This window comes from Marinobacter sp. B-12, from assembly GCF_056857915.1.
On sequence record NZ_JBSXOB010000048.1, the window covers coordinates 62,133 to 80,119 of the forward strand.

The following is a 17,987-nucleotide window of genomic DNA, read 5'->3' on the forward strand; positions in this document are numbered from 1 at the left end:
AGAAAAATTCTGGCGAAATTATATCAGAAGCCGACAGTGATTGTTTTGGCGGGTGTCCTAAAGAAAGACTGGCTTTGGCCGTTACAAGGGTTGTGATTCTTTTCTGACGGATGGATGGTATGGCACGAATTTCCGCCTTCCTGCGTGGTGCAGTGTTTTCCGGTGTGTGTTGCACACTGATATCAGGTCCTGCTTTGACGCAAGCCGCCACCTTTGGTGCTGGTATTGAGAACAGCCAGTGGTACCTGTCGGAGTCCGTGTTCGAGTGTGCTCTGGTGCATCAGGTTCCGGGCTACGGCCGCGCCGTATTCCGCCACAAGGCGGGCGAGTCGCTGTCCTTCTTTTTGGAGTCGGAAACGCCGCTCATGCGTCCAGGACAGGCTCAGTTGGTGATGGAAGCGCCGTCCTGGCGCCCGGGGACTGCCCCCCGTCCCCTTGGTCGGGTTAACGTAGACGACAGTCCTCGGCCGTTGATGCTTGAGTCACGCCTGGCCATGGTGCTTGTCCAGAGCCTGCTGGAGGGGATGGACCCAACGGTTACGCGTGAGTCCTGGTACGACGGCAGCCCGGTACGGGTGAAAGTATCCAACATTAACTTTGCGGGTCAGTTCTCTGGTTATCGAAGCTGCACGGCCGGCCTGTTGCCGGTCAACTACGATCAGATCAAGCGGTCCCGCATTTCCTTTGCGTCAGGCAGCACCAGTCTGTCCGAAGCTGACCGTCGGTTTCTCGACAATATTGTGATGTATATACAGGCGGATTCCACGGTGGAACGGGTGTTCGTGGATGGGCACACCGACAGCAGTGGTAGCCGTATCGACAATCGCGCGCTGTCCGAAGAGCGGGCCAATGCCGTGGCGGATTACCTGATCGGGCAGGGCATCGAGGCTGATCTGGTGACCACCAGGGCCCATGCGGACCAATACCCGGTATCTCGCCGCCCGGCAGACAACCGGCGCACCACAATTCGCCTCCAGCGGGAAGGCGAACGGCCTGAGCTTCAACAAGCCAATGGCTACGAGGCCGCGACGCCAAATACCTGACATTGCACTCGGCAATCTCAGTGGATGGCGTCGAGCACCTCGAGGTGAGCGTTGACACTCTCGGCCAGTGCCCTCAAATGATAGCCACCCTCCAGGGTCGAGATGACACGGTCGTTGGCGTGGTCGCTGGCCACGCTGGTGATCATTTCCGTCAACCAGCGGTAATCCTCTACTTCCAGGTTCAACTCCGCCATCGGGTCCAGCCGGTGCCCGTCAAAGCCGGCGGAGACTAGCACCAGTTGCGGGCGGAAGTCCTGTAGCCGTTTCAGCCACGCCGCTTCCACGATCTTTCGGTACTCGGCCGCCGGTGTGCCCGCCTGAATGGGCGTATTGATGATGTTTTCCGCCTGGCGATGCACGTGGGAATGTGGATAGAACGGATGCTGGAAACTGGAACACATCAGGATGCGTTCATCACCGCCCACAATGTCGACCGTGCCGTTGCCCTGGTGAACGTCGAAATCAATAATCGCTACCCGCTCCAACTGGTGAAAGTTCAGGGCCCGCATGGCGGCCAGCGCGATGTTGTTGTAGAAGCAGAAACCCATGGATTTACTGCGTTCGGCATGGTGCCCGGGTGGCCTGGCGCAGACAAACGCGTTGGTAAGCTGGCTACTGAGCACCATATCGACCGCTTCAATGCTGGCGCCAGCGGCAAGGCGGGCGGCTCTCAGGGTGTCCGGCATCATGGCTGTGTCGGGGTCGGTATACACGCGTCCCCGGGTGGGCTGCATCAGATCAAGTTGGTTCAGGTAGCGTTCGGGGTGCACGGTCTGCAACTGGTCCCGAGTGGCTTCGTCGGGCCGCACCCAGTCGAGGTGTTGTCCCAGGCCGGTGTCGGCCAGATAACTGGTGATGGCTGCCAGTCGCTCCGGGCACTCAGGGTGCTCCGCCCCCATATTGTGTTTCATGCAGTCGTCGTGAGAGAAGAATCCCGTTGTCATACTGGTCCCGAACGCGTTGGCTGTGCTTGTATTTTGTCCAATATTATCAGGGATAGGGCCGGCTTTCTGCGTTTCTTTGGTCTTATGGCGGTGATAGCCGTTTTACATCGCCAGGCAAGCGCCTAAGATAAGATGTACACACGGCCTGTCGACCCGAATCAAGGAGTGAAACTTGAGCACCCGTTATCTGGAAAGCCTCTTCAACCCGTCGTCTATTGTGGTGATCGGCGCCTCGGAACGGGCAGATAACCTGGGTGGCATGGTTCTGCGGAACCTGCTTGGGGGTGGTTATCCCGGCCAGTTGATGGTGGTGAACCAGAACGATTACGACAACGTTCATGGTGTACCCTGCGTCAAGAAGGTGTCCCGCATGGGGTTCAGCCCCGATCTGGCGATTATCTGTACGCCTCCGGATACCGTACCCAAGATGATCAAGCGACTGGGCGAGGCGGGTGTACGCACGGCTATTGTGATGACCGGCGGCATGTCCCGGAGCCACAGCAAAACCGGCCAGCCCCTGATGTATTCGGTTCGCGATGCCGCCCGGGAAACCGGCATTCGGGTGCTTGGTCCCAATACCATTGGTTTGATGGTGCCCGCTCGTAGCTTGAACGCCACCTATGCGCATATGGGGGCTATTCCCGGAAAGGTGGCGTTTGTGGGCCAATCCGGCACCATCGCCAGTTCAGTCATTGATTGGGCGTTCGCCCGGGGTGTGGGGTTTTCCTACTTTCTGACGCTGGGCGATGGGATGGATATTGATCATGACGATCTGATCGACTATCTGGCCCAGGACAGCCAGACCCGCGCAATATTGCTGCACATCGAGAATATTCCCAATCCCCGCCGCTTTATGTCCGCCGTACGCGTGGCCTCTCGCACCAAACCAGTCATTGCGGTGAAAAGCGGCCGTGTACCGGAGTCCGAGTGGTTCCCTCACGAGCTGCCTGCAGGGCTGACACAGAGTGATCCTATATACGATGCCATGCTCCAGCGTGCCGGTGTGTTGCGTGTGGATGGATTGGGGCAGATGTTCGATGCGCTGGAAACTCTGACGCGAATGAGACCCCTGAGGCGGGAAACCCTGGCTATTATGGCCAACGGCGTTGGCCCTGGCGTACTGGCGGTAGACCGGTTGGCGTATCTGGGGGGTGAACTGGCAAAGCTGTCGGGCAAGTCGATTGATTCACTGGCGGAACTCCTGCCACCGTACTGGACCCGAAAGAACCCTATTGACCTCGGTTATGCCGCCTCGCCGGAGCTCTACGCTCAGGCCATCAAAATTCTTGCCAAAGACCCGGAAGTGGCCAACGTTCTGGTGATGTATGCTCCCAGTTTGACTGAGGACAGCCTGCGGATTGCCGATGCCGTGGTACAGGCGGCCAAGGGTACGCGTCTTAATGTGTTCACCTGCTGGCTGGGGCAAAGTACGGTGCTGGATGCCCGCGATGAGTTTTATCGGGCGGGCGTACCCTCGTTCTTCAACCCCGAGAAGGCCGTTATGGCGTTCATGCAGCATGTGCGACACCAGCGTGTGCAACGGCTGCTGACGGAAACACCGGAGTCTTTTACCGACCATCTGGCCGACCACACCCAGACACGGCGTATCGTAGTGAATGCCATTCGCTCCGGTCGGGCGCATTTGTCCAATCAGGAAGCCCGCGACGTGATCCGCAATTACGGCATTAACGCCGTGGAGACCATGTATTGCGACGATATGGAGGAAGTGCTGGAAGTCTTCGCCGTGGAGCGTCGGCCGGTGGACATCACGCTGATTCATGAGCAAGCCTGTCATCCGCTCGTTGAGCTCAGCCCTGGACAACGCCGTTACAAGGGCACGATTCAGAAACTGAACAGTGAGGGGGCGATTATGGATTCCTGTCGCTTCCTGATGGACGAATACCAGAAACATTACCCTGACAGCGGTTTTCTGGGTTTTGCGGTGCAACGTTCCTACCAGCACGTCGGTGGCATCGAGTTCAGTGTGGGGATCACCCGGGACAAGTTGTTTGGGCCGCTGGTGGTCTGCGGTGCCTCTGGCGCGCATATCAACGTTATGACGGATCGCCAGATTGCCTTGCCACCGTTGAATATGGTGCTGGCCCGGGAGCTATTGCGGCGCACCTACATGTACAAGTTGCTGAAAGAACACAGCCTGAAGCCCGAGGAGGACATACGCGCGGTCTCGGAAACCCTGGTGACACTGTCCCAGATTGTGATCGATATTCCGGAGATTCGCGGGCTGGAGATCTCACCGCTGTTGTTCAATGACCAGGGCACGGTTGCGGTGAACGTGGCGATTGACCTGGCTGATAAACCGGGGCGGCCGATTATCCAACCGTACCCCAGGGAGCTGGAGGAGTGGATCGTGCTGCCGAAGTCCGGGCGCCGTGTCATCATTCGCCCGGTACTGGCGGAAGACGAACCGGCGCACCGTGCCTTCCATGAGCTTCAGTCCCCGGAGTCCATCCGCTACCGTTTTTTCCAGTACCGCAAGCACTTCTCCCGTGAAGACGTGGCCCAGATGGTGCAGATCGATTACGACCGGGAAATGGTCTTTATAGCCAACGCGCCAAGGGAAGACGGCGAGGGCGAGGAAACCCTGGGAACGGTGCGAACCTGGACAGACGCCGACAACCTGCGCTGTGAGTTTGCGGTGATGGTGCACGACAGGATGAAAGGCGAGGGTCTGGGCGTGGCCCTGATGCAGAAGATGATCGACTATTGCCGTGCCAAGGGCACGGTGGAGATGGTGGGTGATGTGTTACCGGACAATCGTCCCATGCTGCAACTGGCGGAGCATTTGGGCTTCGAGATCCACTACAACACGGAAGAGGAAGTGATGGATCTGACGCTGGTACTGAACGAGCCGGAAAAGGACTGGCAGCGGGAACGTCTGGAACAGACGTCCCACTGAATCGTTAAGTTCAGCCTTCTTCCACGATGGCGGACCGGTCCTCGCCACCCAGGGCTTCCAACAGGCCCGGAATCAGCCTGGCCAATTCCAGGGTCATCAGTGAAAATGCGGCATCGAAGCGTGCTGTTGCGTCATCCGCATCCACATCGTCCAGCTTTTCTTGCAGGGTGTCGCCGAATTTCAGGCGACGGATGCCCAGTTCTTCGTCCAGCACGAACGACAGGTTGTCGTCCCAGGTGACAGACAGCTTGGTCACCTGCATGCCGGCGTCCAGATGACTGCGGATTTCATCGCCCTGAAGGTCCAGGCCTTTGCAACGCACCACACCACCGTCTTCGGACGTGTCTTTCAGTTCGCACTCAGTGCCCAGCTCGATGCTTGCGGGTAGATCGATGGACTCGTTCAGCCAGCCGGTGAAGGTGAAGGCTGGCGCCTGCTCCACGGCTGGCGGGCGAACGGGAAGTGAACCCAGACTCTTGCGAAGCGTGGAGGCCAGGTCTTCCGCCTGTTTGGAGGAGCCTGCGTCAACAATCAGTACGCCGTCTGCCGGTGCCAGATACGCGTAGCAGCGACGGTTCTTGGAAAATGCCCGGGGCAGCATTTCCAGCGTCACTTCTTCTTTCAGTTCGTCCTTTTCCTTGCGCCGCACCTTTCGATGCTGTTCCGCTTCAATCATTTCAGCCTTCTCGTCCACCAGTTCCTTGATAACGGAGGCGGGCAGCAGCTTCTCTTCCTTGCGCAAGGCGATCAGGTGATAGCCGCCGGCGCTATGAACCAGCAGGTCGCTGTGCTTACCCATGGGCGGTACCCAGCCCTGGCGTGAGGTTTCCTGGGGACCACAGGGCTTGAAGGCGTCTTCCTGGAGTTTTTCTTCCAGGGCTTCGGCGGTTATTTCGAATGGCTTGGTAAAACGGAATACGCGGGCATTACGAAACCACATGGTCCGGGTCCTTGTTGGTTATTCAGTGATGGTGAGAGTCTGAAAAGGGTGGGGATGATACGGCCACGGGTCCGTGGCCGTAAAGTGACAATGCTGAAAACCTCATTCTGGGAAGCTAGAGCTGCATAATCTCCACCATCACGGTCTTGATGATGAACCCCACCACGCCGGCACCGAGTATGGTGAATAAAATGATGGTGCCAAACCGGCCGGCCTGGGATTTCTTGGCCAGGTCCCACACGATGAATCCCATCCAGACGATCAGGCCAGTGAGAAACACCAGCATGGCGAGCTGGGAGAAAACGGCTTCACTCATTCATGTCTCCGGATTCAGTGAAAAGGTTACTGTTTATCCCGCAGGAAAACCCAGTTGTCAGCATCTGACTGCTCTTCGCTGAAGCGGTAACCTTCCAGATCAAAGCCTTTCAGATCGCTGGCCTGGGTGATGTTGTTCTGGATGGCGTAACGACACATCAGGCCCCGCGCCTTTTTGGCGTAAAAACTGATCATCTTGTACTGGCCGTTTTTCCAGTCCTTGAACTGAGGGGTAACCAGGCGGCCTTCGAGATCCTTTTTGCGAACGCTCTTGAAGTATTCGTTGGAGGCCAGATTTACCAGCACACCATCACCAGCCTTCAGCAAGCGGTTCAGCTCATCGGTTACCTTACTGCCCCAGAAAGCGTACAGATCCTTGCCCCGGCGGTTCTCAAATTTAGTGCCCATTTCCAGACGATAGGGTTGCATCAGGTCCAGCGGCTTGAGTACGCCGTAGAGGCCGGACAGAATTCTCAATCGCTTCTGGGCGATCTCGAACTCTTTCTCGCTGAAGCTTTCCGCATCCAGGCCGGTGTAAACATCGCCTTTGAAGGCAAGCACCGCCTGGCGGGCGTTATCCGGTGTGAAGGGGGTGTGCCAGGTGCGAAAGCGTTCAGCATTGAGCTGGCCGAGCTTGTCGCTGATCCCCATCAGGTTACTGATGTCGTGGGGCTCAAGGTCTTTAAGCTGGTCCACCAGTTCGCAGGCATCGTCGAGAAAGTCCGGCTGGGTTGTCTTTTGGGTCGCCAGCGGGCTTTCGTAGTCCAGTGTCTTGGCGGGGGATATCACCATCAACATGTCAGGCTGTCCTCATCGGAGAAAATTCATTAACTGGTCGCTGGTGAACGGCCAGTCCAGTTCCTCACCGGTATCGTTACGGCGCAACACCGGAATCCGGGTGCCATAGCGTTCAACCAGTTTTTCGGACTGGGCAATGTCCACGGCGTCCACGGGTACCGGTTCTGGCATGGGCGTTCTGATCAATAGGGCTTCTGCCAGTTCGCACAGGTGGCATTGGGACGTGGTGTAGAAAATCAGTTCCATTATTTCGGCTGTGCGTCTATCTGTTGGCCATTCACGTCGTGGCTGTCCTTTCCCATCAGATACAGGTACACCGGCATCAGTTCCTCCGGCGCTGGATTCTGGCCCGGGTTTTCAGCCGGGTACGCGGTGGCTCTCATATTGGTACGGGTGGCGCCGGGGTTGAGACTGTTCACGCGGACGTTATGGCGGTCGTCGTCCAGTTCCTCCGCCAGCATCTGGCTCAGGCCTTCAATGGCGAATTTGGAGACCGCGTAGGCGCCCCAGTAGGGTTTGGCCCGGCGTCCGACGCCGGAGGCGGTGAAAATCACCGATGCATCGTCGGATTTGCGCAGTAACGGAATCATCGCCCGGCTTAGCAGGAAGGGCGCGGTGGCATTGACGTGCATGACCTTGTTCCAGATTTCCGGGTCGTACAGTTCGATTGGGCTGCGAGTGCCGAGAATGGCGGCGTTGTGGAGAAGACCGTCGATCCGGTCGAAGTTGTCTTCAATGGTCATGGCCAGCTCTTCGTATTCCTTCACGGCGGCGCCTTCAAAATTCAGCGGTACGATGGCTGGCTTGGGATGACCCGCTGCTTCGATTTCATCGTAGACGGATTCCAGCTTTGAGACGGTGCGGCCGACGAGAATGACGGTAGCGCCGTGAGCAGCATAGGCCTTTGCTGCAGCCCTTCCTATCCCGCTGCCGGCACCGGTCACCATGATGATGCGTTCTTTCAGTAGGTCGGCCGGTGCTTGATAGTCCTGCATTCTGAGTCTCCATTTGGGAAATGCTGAAATAGTGCTGCCATCGTCGCTATTGTAACAGTTTTGCCAGGTCGCTGACGGTGTCCGCAATAAGGTCGGCTTGCCACAGATCAACGGTTTCAGGCTGCTCGATATAACCGTAACGAACGGCAATGGTTGTCATCCCTGCGTTGCGACCGGCCTCGATATCGCGCTCATGGTCGCCCACGTAAATACCCGCTGTCGGTTCGACGCCCACTTCCTTGCAGGCCAGGAACAGAGCTTCTGGATGGGGCTTGCGGTGGGTAACATGGTCGGGGCAGATCACCGCTGCACAGCGGTTTGCAAGTCCCAGGGCTTCCACCAACGGAACGGCGAAGCGAACCGGCTTGTTGGTGACAATGCCCCAGGGGATACCGCGAGCTTCGAGGCTTTTCAAGAGGTTGTCCATGCCCTCGAACAGAGTGGTTTCCACGGCGACGCCGGCCTCGTAAAGGTCAAGAAACGCGGTGTGCTTTTCCAGGTAGTCGGGATGGTCCGGCTCTAGCCCGAAGCCAACCTTGATCATGGCTCGGGCCCCGTTGGAGACAGAGCGCCGTATATGCGGTGCCGGCAGCGCTGGCAAGCCGTGAGAGAGCCGCAGTTCGTTCAGACATCGAATAAAGTCCGGCGCGGTATCAATCAACGTACCGTCAAGGTCGAACAGGACTGTCGAAGGGCGTGCTGGCACGGCAGGTTCTGGGGGGGTAACGTTCACGACGGCGTACTGTCCTCTCGCGTGTCCATGGCGTGCATCATGTAGTTCACGTCCACATCCCGGCCCAGTCGGTAGGTTTTGGTAATCGGGTTGTAGGTCATGCCCGTCAGGTCGCGGATGTCCAGGCTGGCATGGCGGAGATGGTCGGACATCTCGGACGGCCGGATAAACTTGCGCCACTCATGGGTACCCTTGGGCAGTAGGCGGAGCATATATTCCGCACCCACGATGGCGAACAGGAACGACTTGGGGTTGCGGTTGATGGTGGACACGAACAGATGCCCGCCGGGTTTGAGCATGGTGGCGCAGGCGCTGATCACCGACGCCGGGTCGGGCACATGCTCAAGCATTTCCAGGCAGGTCACCACATCGTACTGGCCTGCGTGTTCCGGGTCTTGCGCCAGTTCTTCCACGGTGATCTGACGGTAGTCCACTTCAATGCCGCTTTCCATACCATGGAGTCTTGCGACGGATAGCGGCGCTTCCCCCATATCAATGCCGGTGACATGGGCACCTCGCAGAGCCATACCCTCGGAGAGCAGGCCGCCACCGCAACCGACATCCAGCGCCCGCCTGCCGGCCAGGGGCGCACGTTCATCAATGTAATTGAGTCGCAGGGGGTTGATGTCGTGCAGGGGCCGGAATTCGCTGGTGGGGTCCCACCAGCGGCTGGCCAGTGCCTCAAACTTGGCGATTTCGTTCTGGTCTACGTTGTGGTTAGTCATGTGCCGTTCTGCCTGGTCGCTGAAAGTGTGAGCGTCAACTGGTTTGCTGTTCGCGAATACGGTCCGCCCAGCCCTGGACGCGTAGCATCAGGTCTGGAACGTCAATGCGGGTGAGTTTGCCCTCCTGTACCTGGGGTACGCCGTTGATCCAGCTATGGCTTACCTGGCGGCCATGGTTGCTGTAAACCAGATGAGAGGCGGGATCATACACCGGCTGCAGGAATGGATCGCCGAGATCCACCGCGATGATGTCCGCCAGTTTGCCGGCGGCCAGCGTTCCCAGTTCATGATCGCGCCCAAGCGCCTTTGCTCCCTGGATGGTAGCCATAGCCAGTGCCTCATGCGCGGACAGCGCCGCGGCGTCGTCTGCGACCACCTTGGCCAGCATCGCAGCGGTGTTGAGTTCGCCGAACAGGTCCAGGTCATTGTTGCTGGCCGCGCCATCCGTGCCTATGGCGACATTGACGCCGGCCTTGCGGAATGTTTGCACCGGGCTCAGGCCACTGGCCAGTTTCAGGTTGGATTCCGGGCAGTGGATAACGTGGGCACCGGTCGACTGGAGCAGCGCTACGTCTGACTCATCGATTTGCGTCATGTGCACGCACTGGGTGTTGGCGCCGAGTACCTTCAGCTCCGCCAGGCGCGCAGTAGGGCGCTTGCCGGACTTTTCCAGGGCATCCGCAACTTCGAAGGCGGTTTCATGCAGATGAATCTGAATGGGGGCGCCCGTTGCCTGCGATAGCGCCACGGCTTTACTCAGTGGCTCGTCGGATACGGTGTAGGGCGCATGAGGGCCAATGGCCGGCATGATGAAGGTGTTGTCCTGCCACTGCTTTATGAACGCTTCGCCTTTGGACAGGTATTCATCCGGCCCGCTGCCCCATGGAGTGGGGAAGTCCAGCAACGGAAAACAGACCTGTGCGCGCATACCGGCGTCGTGTGCCAATTGGGCAACGATTTCCGGAAAGAAGTACATATCGGAAAACGTGGTGGTACCGGTGCGCAGCATTTCCGCCATGGCAAGCTGAGTGCCATCGGCGATGAACGCTTCACTGACAAACGCGCCTTCGGCAGGCCAGATATGGTCGTTGAGCCAGGTCATCAGGGGGAGGTCATCGGCCATGCCACGGAAAAGTGACATGGCAGCGTGGCCGTGCATATTGATGAGGCCGGGCAGTACCACATGGCTGGGAAGGTCGATGACTTCCTTGGCACGGAAGCGGGCGTCCGCCTCGTCTTGCGATACGACGGCGGCAATCCTGTCACCCTGGACGAGAACCGCCTGATGTTCCAGAACCACATCGGTGGGCTCGATGGGAATAAGCCAGCGTGCGTTGATGCGAATGTCCGCTGCGGTAATGGTGTCTGCCGTCATTAACCCTGCCTTTGTACGTGCAGCCTGGAACGGGGCCACGCTGTCTTGAAATGTAGCCCGAAAGTATAGCGACCGGCCCGGTTGAGAACTACCCTGGGGGCTGAGTTTACCGTATTAACACAGGTATACTGCCGTTTTGTAATCCTCAGGAGTTAATGAATGAGTCGCGCCCCTGTTTCATCCAGTGATCGTGCTATCGGCACCGTAGCCATTCGCTGGCATGGTGGAAGTCTTGAATTGTTGGATCAGCGGCTGCTGCCGGATCGGGAACACTGGATTACGCTGGAGGGCTCCGCCGGGGTGGCTCAGAGTATCCGCGATATGGTGGTACGTGGGGCACCGGCGATCGGAATCAGTGCTGCGTACGGTGTTGCCCTCGCGGCCCGGCACGCGGGTGGCGGTGACTGGAAAGCGGAGATCAAGCAGGCCATTCGCGAACTGGCGGCCTCCCGGCCAACGGCGGTGAACCTGTTCTGGGCGCTGCAGAAAATGGAACAGGTGTTTTCTGAGTGTCATTCCCTGGAGGAGGCGGTAAAGCGCCTCTCCGAAACGGCAGTTCAAATCCATAAGGACGACCTGTCCGCCAATCTGGCTATGGCGGATTATGCACTGGCCCACATGGATGCCAGCAAACCGTTTTCGGTTCTGACCCACTGCAATACCGGGGCACTTGCCACCGGCGGCTACGGCACAGCGCTGGGAGTGATCCGGCGGCTGCATGAGAAAAAGCTGTTGAAGGATGTGTTTGCCGATGAGACCCGGCCTTGGCTTCAGGGTAGCCGACTGACCGCCTGGGAACTGGCAAGGGATGGAATTCCGGTGACGCTCAATGCGGATGGGGCGGCGGCCTCGATACTTGCGGCGGGTCATGTGCGTTGGGTGATTGTCGGCGCGGACCGAATTACGGCCAATGGCGATGTCGCCAACAAGATTGGTACCTATAGCCTGGCGGTCCTGGCCCGGCATCATAAAGTCGGTTTTATGGTTGTGGCACCGTCCAGTACAGTAGACATGGCCCTCGCGTCGGGCAAGGACATCCCGATTGAAGAACGCGAGGGGGAGGAGCTCAGGCAGGTTCGGGGCGTTCAGGTCGCTCCCACCGGCGTGAAGGCCTTCAACCCGGTGTTTGATGTGACGCCGGCCAGTCTGATCGACGTCATCGTCACTGAGAAGGGCGTTGTCAGTACGCCGAATCTGACCGGCATGGCGGGACTGTTTAGCTGAGACCCGTTACTGGCCTGACTTGCCGCTCAGCGTGTCCGCCTGGGCGGTGATCTGCTTCGGGGTCAGTATGGACGCCGTGCGCTGGTCCAGCTCAAGCATATCCGCCATGATGTTTCCGCCTTCGCGGATAATGAAATCCAGTTCGTCATCTGCACTGTCTGGTTCCGCCGCCTGTTCGTCCTGCCAGTCGTCCAGTGCGTCCAGGCTTTCGAATGCTTCTTCACCGCGTATGTCACGGCGTGCATTGGCGATGGTCAAACGAGTGTTCTCGATCTGTGATTGATATGCCTTGCGCTTTTCGAGGTTCAGGCTGACGTATTCCTGTTCACGTTGCTGCTTCAGGAATTCGATTTCCTTTTGCAGCAAGCTGAACTCCGGGTTCTCTTCAAACCGGGTATCGTGACGCTTCCGGAGTTCATCGATAATACCGCTGAAGTCGAAGTAGCGCGCATGTGGCACGGCTTCAATCTGGTCCCAGGGCAGCGCGTGATCCAGCGCATCCTCGCCGATACGGGTCTTGTCCACGCGCGACGGGATTTCAATGTCTGGAATCACTCCTTTGTGTTGGGTTGATCCACCGGACACTCGGTAGAACTTGCTCTGGGTGATTTTCAGCTGACCGTGATTGAGCGGGCGAACGGCCTGTACCGTGCCTTTTCCGAAGGTTTGGGATCCAACCACAAGGCCCCGACCATAGTCCTGGATGGCGCCGGCAAAAATCTCCGATGCGGAAGCGCTCATTCGATTGACCAGCACCACCATCGGCCCGTCATAGGCAACGGACGGGTCTTCGTCATTGAGTACCTGTACGTCGTTGTTGGAGTTACGAATCTGCACAGTGGGGCCTTCCTCAATGAACAGGCCAACCAGGTCGTTGGCTTCATGAAGTGCACCGCCGCCGTTGTTGCGGAGGTCCATCACCACGCCATCGACGCCATCCGCCTTCAGCTCGTCGATCAGTTTGCGAACATCCCGGGTGGTGCTTTTGTAGTTGGGATCGCCATCCTGCATCGCCTTGAAGTCGGCGTAGAAGGTGGGAATGTTAATGACGCCGATGCTGTAAGTGCTATTGCCGCGTTCGAACTCAATGACTTCCTTGCTGGCACTTTGTTCCTCCAGCTTCACTTTGTCCCGCTCAATGGCGATGGTTTCTGTGACGGTTTCATCCGCGGCGTCGGCGGGAATAACCTCCAGGGTCACCGTGGATTCGCGGGGGCCGCGAATCAGATCCACGACCTCGTCGAGGCGCCAGCCAATGACGTTGACGGGCTTTTCCTCATTGTCCTGCTTGACCGACACGATACGGTCTGCCGGCTCAAGCTGGCCTTGCTTTGAGGCGGGCCCACCCGGCACCAGGCGTACCACCTTGGTGTATTCATTGTCCGACTGCAGCACCGCGCCGATGCCCTCGAGGGACAGGCTCATATTGATGTTGAAGTTCTCGGAGGTGCGCGGTGAAAAGTAGGAGGTGTGTGGGTCCCACATCCCCGCGAAGGCGTTCATGTAGGCCTGGAACGCATCCTCGCTGCGAGCCTGGTAGGCGCGCTTCAACTGGCCTTCATAGCGACGATGTAGCGCCTCCTTGATGGATTCGTCATCGGAGTCGTTGAGGCGTTGGGCCAGGACTGTGTTCTTGATCCTTTGTACCCAAAGATCGTCCAGTGCCTCCCTGTCGGCGGCCCAATCGGCGTCGGACCGGTCCAGCAGGATGCGTTCGTCGGCACTGAAGTCGAGCTTGTCGATACCGTTGTCGATCAGGTTGAGAGCGAATTCGAGGCGCTCAATGATGCGTTGCTGAACGAGGTTGTAGATATCAAAGCCCGGTTGCAGTTGACCTGTTTTGAGCGCCGAGCCAAGCCCCAGCCGAATCGCACTGAACTTGTCGATGTCTTTCTGCGTCAGGTAGACGCGCTGGCCATCCAGGTAATCTAGGTAAGCGTCAAACACATCGCCAGACAGCGAGTCGTTAATGCTCAAATCGCGGAAATGGGTGAACTGCAGCTGACGGGCAATCAATATGTTGGCGCGGGCCTGCTCCACCGTTGGGGACACCGGCTGGTAGACCTTTTCGGTGTCCAGCTTGGCCGATACAGGCACCGCAAGTGCGAGCGTGAGAGCCAGGGCAAAGGTTTTTTTGCCGGGCATGACCCCACCCATGGTCGTGCTGTAACGGGTGACAAATCGTTCCGCGATGCTCATAAGCTTTGTTACCTGACGGTGTGGACGATACCGGGCGCTGCGGAGAGGGGCCCATGATGAGCGGCCGCTGGCAGTTGATTACGCGTTTTCCGGGTATCGCTGGATTGGCTCATGGTTTTATTGTAGGCAAGCACAGAACCGGTTGCCATAGCGGGGAAGTTTCGATACGTGACAATCTGTCCATGAAGTCGTCAGATTTGTGAACGCGGGGGCCAGCGTGAAACCTGTAGTGAACCCCTGCCGGAGCGCGCAGATGAAGCTCCGGCAGGAGACGCGGGTTGGTTACTCGAAGACGGCGTTGCGTTCTGCCTTGTCCAACAACAGGCGAGGCGGGTTGAATCGTTCACCAAAGCGCTCGGCCAGAACCTTTGCCCGTTCCGCAAAAGCCCTTACACCGTATTGGTTGATGAACTGAATCGCACCACCGGTCCAGGGGGCAAAGCCAATACCAAAAATGCTGCCAATGTTGGCGTCTTCAACGGTCCGGAGCACCCCTTCTTCCAGGCAGCGTACGGTTTCGATGGCCTGGATGAACAGGATGCGGTCTTTCAGCTCCTGGAGGTCAGTATTCCGGGCTTTTTCCTGGTCCACAAACAACGTGTCCAGCTCCGGCCAGAGGTGTTTTTTTCCGGATTGCGGGTACTCATAGAAGCCGGCACCGGCGGCCTTGCCCCTGCGGCCGTGGCTGCCGACCATCTGGTCGATGACGGCTTCCGCCGGGTGCGCGCTCCAGGTTTGACCGGCCGCTTCCGTGTCTTTTTTGCTCTGGTCGCGGATATGTTGCATAAGGGTCATGCTGACTTCATCAGAAATCGCCAGCGGGCCCACCGGCATGCCGGCCAGTACGCCTGCGTTTTCGATGCTGGACGGATGGATGCCTTCACCCAGCATGGCGATGCCCTCATTGACGAAGGTGCCAAACACGCGTGAGGTGAAAAATCCGCGACTGTCGTTGACCACAATGGGGATCTTGCCGATCTGCTGGACGTAATCAAAGGCGCGGGCGAGGGTGTCGTCAGACGTTTTCTCACCCACGATGATTTCCACCAGCTGCATTTTGTCCACCGGCGAAAAGAAGTGCAGCCCGATGAATTTTTCGGGCCGAGCCGAGGCTTTGGCCAACTGGGTAATGGGGATGGTGGAGGTGTTGGAGGCAAAGAGGCCGTTCTCAGCGAGTTTTGCTTCTGCTTCCTGGGTCACTTTTGCTTTCAGGTTGCTGTCTTCAAAGACCGCTTCGATGACCAGGTCGCAGCCTTCAAGGTCGTCGGCGGAATCGGTGGCCGTTATGCGGTCCAGTACCTCCGCTTTCTGAACTTCCGTCATGCGCCCGCGGCTGACTTTTTTCGCCAGCAGTTTCTCGGAATAAGCCTTGCCTTTTTCGGCGTTTTCCGCGGATACATCCTTGAGGACCACATCCACGCCCCGGTTTGCGGTGGAGTAGGCGATGCCGGCGCCCATCATCCCGGCACCCAGAACACCCACTTTGCGGAAGGTTTCTTTCTCCACGCCTGCGGGGCGGCTTTCACCCGCGTTGACGGCGTTGAGCTGAAACCAGAAGGTGCCTGTCATGTTCTTGGCGACCTGACCAATAACCAGCTCTGCGAAATAACGGGTTTCAATCAGGCTGCCGTTGTCGAAGTCCACCTGGGCGCCTTCCACGGCGGCTGACAGGATACGCTCTGGAGCCGGGTAGCAGCCCTTGGTTTTCTGCTTCAGCATTGCCGGGGCAATGGCCAGCTTCTGGGCCATGGCGGGGTGGTGGGGAGCGCCACCAGGGAATTTGAAGGCTTTTTGATCCCAAGGCTGCTGGCTCTTTGGATTGGCGTCGATAAAGGCCCGGGCCTTGGCCATCATGTCGTCGATGGACGAGGCCAGTTCGTCAACAATGCCGGCCTTGAGTGCCGCTTTCGGGTTTACCTTCTTGCCTTCCATCAGGAAAGGGAAGGCCGCTTCCAGACCGATCATACGGGGCAGGCGTTGAGTACCGCCTCCACCGGGTAGCAATCCAAGGGTGACTTCCGGAAGGCCAAGCTGGATTTTGTCGTCGTCCAGCACCACCCGGTGATGGCACGCCAGGCAGATTTCCAGACCACCACCGAGGGCAGAGCCATTGATGGCTGCCACGATGGGTTTGCCGCTGGTTTCGAGGACACGCATTTCGGCTTTCATGCCGTTGACCATGTCTTCAAAGGCACTGGCGTCCTCCCGGGTTACCTTGTGCAGCTCTTTCAGGTCTCCGCCGGCAAAGAAGGTTTTCTTGGCGGAGGTGACAATAATTCCGCGGATAGTGTCGAGATCGCTTTTAACCTTGCCCACAGTCTCTGTCAGTGCCGCTCGGAAATCGGCGTTCATGGTGTTGGCGGACTGGCCGGGCATATCGATGGTCAAGGTCAGAATCTGGTCCGAACCCAGGTTGTAGTGAATGGCGCTCATATTCGGTTCTCCTCTCAGAATCAGTCGTCGGCTCAGACGCGCTCAATGATGGTGGCAATACCCATTCCGCCACCCACACACAGGGTGGCCAGGCCGTAGCGCAGTTCTCTCCGCTCCAGTTCGTCGAGCAGGGTACCCAGGATCATGGCGCCCGTGGCTCCCAATGGGTGGCCCATGGCAATGGCGCCGCCGTTCACGTTCACTTTTTCGTCCGGAACCGACAACTCTTTCTGGAAGCGCATCACCACGGAGGCAAACGCTTCGTTTACTTCGAACAAATCGATCTGGTCCGATGTCATGCCGGCTTTTTCCAGCGCCTTGCGAGCCGCTGGGGCAGGCCCGGTCAGCATAATGGTGGGGTCGGTGCTGGTGACCGCTGAGGCCAGGATGCGTGCTCGGGGTTTGAGCCCCATGGCCTTGCCCTTGGCTTCGCTGCCAATAAGGAGCGCCGTGGCGCCATCCACAATCCCGGAGGAGTTACCGGCATGGTGCACGTGATTGATCTTCTCCACGTAGTGGTACTTTTCCCGGGCGACGCCGTCGAAGCCCATTTCACCCATCATCTGGAATGAGGGTTTGAGGCGGGACAGGGATTCCAGGGTGGTGTTGCCGCGAACATGTTCGTCGCGGTCGAGGATCATCACGCCATTCTGGTCGGTAACCGGGACGATGGATTTTGCAAAATAGCCCTTTTCCCAGGCGTTGGCGGCCTTTTGCTGTGATTTCACGGCGAATCCATCTACATCCTCTCGGCTGAAGCCAGCAAGTGTCGCAATCAGGTCCGCACCGATGCCTTGTGGCATGAAGCCGGTGTGCAGGTTGGTGGCGGGGTCCGTGGCCCAGGCACCGCCATCGGAACCCATGGGTACGCGAGACATGCCTTCAACACCGCCGGCAACCACCAGGTCTTCCCATCCGGAACGGACCTTCATCGCCGCCAGGTTGACGGCCTCAAGGCCAGACGCACAGAAGCGGTTCAGGGTGACACCGGCTACCACTTCGTCCCAGTCCGCAGCCAGGGCGGCGGTTTTGGCAATATCCGCACCCTGATCGCCAACGGCGGTCACGCAGCCCATAACGATGTCGTCCACCTGGGCGGTGTCCAGGCTGTTTCTTTCCTGTAGCGCTTTAAGAACGGTGGTCAGCAGGGTAATGGGTTTAACGCTGTGCAGGGCGCCGTCTTTCTTCCCGCGCCCCCGGGGCGTACGAACCGCATCGAAGATATAGGCTTCGGTGGTCATTTCCTGTCCTCTGTTGGTCGTTGACTCAGTAATAGCGTTGCAAAGGGTAACCATAGCGGGTCGTGCCGGGTGCGCGTAATGACGAGCACTGCCAATCGAATTGGC

15 protein-coding genes are annotated in these 17,987 nt (G+C 58.3%); 3 read left to right on the forward strand and 12 right to left on the reverse strand.

What is annotated here, in order from left to right:
- Positions 1 to 119 precede the first annotated feature (119 nt).
- A complete protein-coding gene (locus tag AC13D2_RS08830; protein WP_482938497.1) occupies positions 120 to 1,043 on the forward strand; it encodes a flagellar protein MotY in 924 nt (307 codons plus the stop codon).
- A gap of 17 nt (positions 1,044 to 1,060) precedes the next feature.
- On the opposite strand, the gene AC13D2_RS08835 is transcribed toward AC13D2_RS08830, so the two are convergent.
- Positions 1,061 to 1,987, reverse strand: coding sequence for a histone deacetylase family protein (locus tag AC13D2_RS08835; RefSeq protein WP_300499108.1), 927 nt, complete (start codon positions 1,985 to 1,987; stop codon positions 1,061 to 1,063).
- A gap of 172 nt (positions 1,988 to 2,159) precedes the next feature.
- Here AC13D2_RS08835 and AC13D2_RS08840 point away from each other — a divergent pair, with 172 nt between their 5' ends.
- Complete coding sequence (locus AC13D2_RS08840) at positions 2,160 to 4,904, forward strand: bifunctional acetate--CoA ligase family protein/GNAT family N-acetyltransferase (RefSeq protein WP_482938498.1); 2,745 nt, start codon at positions 2,160 to 2,162, stop codon at positions 4,902 to 4,904.
- A gap of 10 nt (positions 4,905 to 4,914) precedes the next feature.
- Here the strand turns inward: AC13D2_RS08840 and rdgC are convergent, their stop codons facing one another.
- The 8 genes from rdgC to AC13D2_RS08880 all read right to left on the reverse strand — a co-directional run bounded on the left by rdgC (position 4,915) and on the right by AC13D2_RS08880 (position 10,785).
- Positions 4,915 to 5,844: a recombination-associated protein RdgC gene (gene rdgC / locus AC13D2_RS08845; protein WP_292046362.1), complete on the reverse strand. Its 930-nt coding sequence runs from the start codon at positions 5,842 to 5,844 to the stop codon at positions 4,915 to 4,917.
- Between the two features lie 115 nt (positions 5,845 to 5,959).
- Positions 5,960 to 6,160, reverse strand: a complete 201-nt coding sequence (locus AC13D2_RS08850; protein WP_007151670.1) for a DUF2788 domain-containing protein — start codon at positions 6,158 to 6,160, stop codon at positions 5,960 to 5,962.
- 26 nt (positions 6,161 to 6,186) lie between these two features.
- A complete protein-coding gene (yaaA, locus tag AC13D2_RS08855; RefSeq protein ID WP_292046361.1) occupies positions 6,187 to 6,957 on the reverse strand; it encodes a peroxide stress protein YaaA in 771 nt (256 codons plus the stop codon).
- A 12-nt stretch (positions 6,958 to 6,969) separates the two neighbouring features.
- Positions 6,970 to 7,203, reverse strand: coding sequence for a glutaredoxin family protein (locus AC13D2_RS08860; RefSeq protein WP_292046360.1), 234 nt, complete (start codon positions 7,201 to 7,203; stop codon positions 6,970 to 6,972).
- On the reverse strand, positions 7,203 to 7,952 hold the full coding sequence (locus AC13D2_RS08865; RefSeq protein WP_292046358.1) for a YciK family oxidoreductase: 750 nt from the start codon (positions 7,950 to 7,952) through the stop codon (positions 7,203 to 7,205). The genes AC13D2_RS08860 and AC13D2_RS08865 overlap by 1 nt, the downstream gene beginning before the upstream one ends.
- A gap of 46 nt (positions 7,953 to 7,998) precedes the next feature.
- Complete coding sequence (locus AC13D2_RS08870) at positions 7,999 to 8,685, reverse strand: HAD family hydrolase (RefSeq protein ID WP_420390926.1); 687 nt, start codon at positions 8,683 to 8,685, stop codon at positions 7,999 to 8,001.
- Positions 8,682 to 9,410 (reverse strand): bifunctional 2-polyprenyl-6-hydroxyphenol methylase/3-demethylubiquinol 3-O-methyltransferase UbiG, encoded by a 729-nt coding sequence (ubiG, locus tag AC13D2_RS08875; protein ID WP_420390927.1) that lies wholly within the window; start codon positions 9,408 to 9,410, stop codon positions 8,682 to 8,684. The genes AC13D2_RS08870 and ubiG overlap by 4 nt, the downstream gene beginning before the upstream one ends.
- A 34-nt stretch (positions 9,411 to 9,444) precedes the next feature.
- Positions 9,445 to 10,785, reverse strand: a complete 1,341-nt coding sequence (locus AC13D2_RS08880; RefSeq protein ID WP_300499128.1) for a TRZ/ATZ family hydrolase — start codon at positions 10,783 to 10,785, stop codon at positions 9,445 to 9,447.
- Between the two features lie 159 nt (positions 10,786 to 10,944).
- Here AC13D2_RS08880 and mtnA point away from each other — a divergent pair, with 159 nt between their 5' ends.
- Positions 10,945 to 12,009 (forward strand): S-methyl-5-thioribose-1-phosphate isomerase, encoded by a 1,065-nt coding sequence (gene mtnA / locus AC13D2_RS08885; protein ID WP_292046353.1) that lies wholly within the window; start codon positions 10,945 to 10,947, stop codon positions 12,007 to 12,009.
- Positions 12,010 to 12,015: 6 nt separating this feature from the next.
- Here mtnA and AC13D2_RS08890 read toward each other — a convergent pair whose 3' ends face one another.
- From AC13D2_RS08890 to AC13D2_RS08900, 3 genes are all read right to left on the reverse strand, one after another.
- Entirely contained in the window at positions 12,016 to 14,208 is a 2,193-nt protein-coding gene (locus AC13D2_RS08890; protein WP_482938499.1) for a carboxy terminal-processing peptidase, read from the reverse strand.
- Positions 14,209 to 14,490: 282 nt separating this feature from the next.
- Positions 14,491 to 16,641, reverse strand: a complete 2,151-nt coding sequence (locus tag AC13D2_RS08895; protein ID WP_292046352.1) for a 3-hydroxyacyl-CoA dehydrogenase NAD-binding domain-containing protein — start codon at positions 16,639 to 16,641, stop codon at positions 14,491 to 14,493.
- 32 nt (positions 16,642 to 16,673) lie between these two features.
- The gene (locus AC13D2_RS08900; RefSeq protein ID WP_292046351.1) at positions 16,674 to 17,882 is read right to left on the reverse strand and encodes an acetyl-CoA C-acetyltransferase; all 1,209 of its coding nucleotides are present in this window, start codon (positions 17,880 to 17,882) and stop codon (positions 16,674 to 16,676) included.
- Positions 17,883 to 17,987: the final 105 nt, after the last annotated feature.